Annotated in this window: 2 tRNA genes and 1 other annotated feature (1 of these 3 only partly in view); both genes read left to right on the forward strand. The window is 41.5% G+C overall.

Going from position 1 to position 825, the window contains the following annotated elements:
• The first annotated feature begins 37 nt into the window (after positions 1-37).
• Positions 38-114, forward strand: a tRNA-Ile gene (locus AB4180_RS16395).
• Between the two features lie 21 nt (positions 115-135).
• Positions 136-211 (forward strand) — tRNA-Ala (locus AB4180_RS16400).
• A 332-nt stretch (positions 212-543) separates the two neighbouring features.
• Positions 544-825, forward strand: a sequence feature (mutual gap in cmsearch alignment for this rRNA model is longer than 100) (it continues 3231 nt past the right edge of the window).

The following is an 825-nucleotide window of genomic DNA, read 5'->3' on the forward strand; positions in this document are numbered from 1 at the left end:
AGATTGATTAGGTTTAGAAAGTAAAAGAGACGATATTGGGTCTGTAGCTCAGCTGGTTAGAGCGCTCGCCTGATAAGCGGGAGGTCGGTGGTTCGAGTCCACTCAGACCCACCAATATCGATTAGAAACAAAGATGGGGCTATAGCTCAGCTGGGAGAGCGCCTGCCTTGCACGCAGGAGGTCTGCGGTTCGATCCCGCATAGCTCCACCATCTTTAAGTGTTTTTATCTGAAAATATTTAAAAATGGTTTCGAAAGAAATCTAGCTCTTTAACAATTTGGAAAGCTGACTGATTGATTACTTACGAGTAATTCAATCAAATTTAAAAGTTCTCAATGTTTATCTTTATTGATAAACACAACAAACACATTCAAGTGTCTTGTATTCGAATCAATGTTTACATTGATTCACAATTGAGTCCGGCAAACAGTTATCAGGAATTAACCCTTCTTGATAACAACCAAAAACCTTGGTTAGTTGCCATACTAGTTTGTTTTCGCTTTTCAAAAGCGAAAGTAAAACAGAGACCCTTTCGGGTTGTATGGTTAAGTGACTAAGCGTACACGGTGGATGCCTTGGCAGTCAGAGGCGATGAAAGACGTAATAACTTGCGATAAGCCCAGATTAGGTAGTAATAACCTTTTGAGTCTGGGATTTCTGAATGGGGAAACCCACTTGCATAAGCAAGTATCCTGTTGTGAATACATAGCAACAGGAGGCAAACCGGGGGAACTGAAACATCTAAGTACCCCGAGGAAGAGAAATCAACCGAGATTCCGAAAGTAGCGGCGAGCGAAATTGGATTAGCCCTTAAGCTTTTAATGA

Source organism: Vibrio sp. 10N.286.49.C3 (assembly GCF_041469545.1).
Lineage (GTDB): Bacteria > Pseudomonadota > Gammaproteobacteria > Enterobacterales > Vibrionaceae > Vibrio > Vibrio tasmaniensis_A.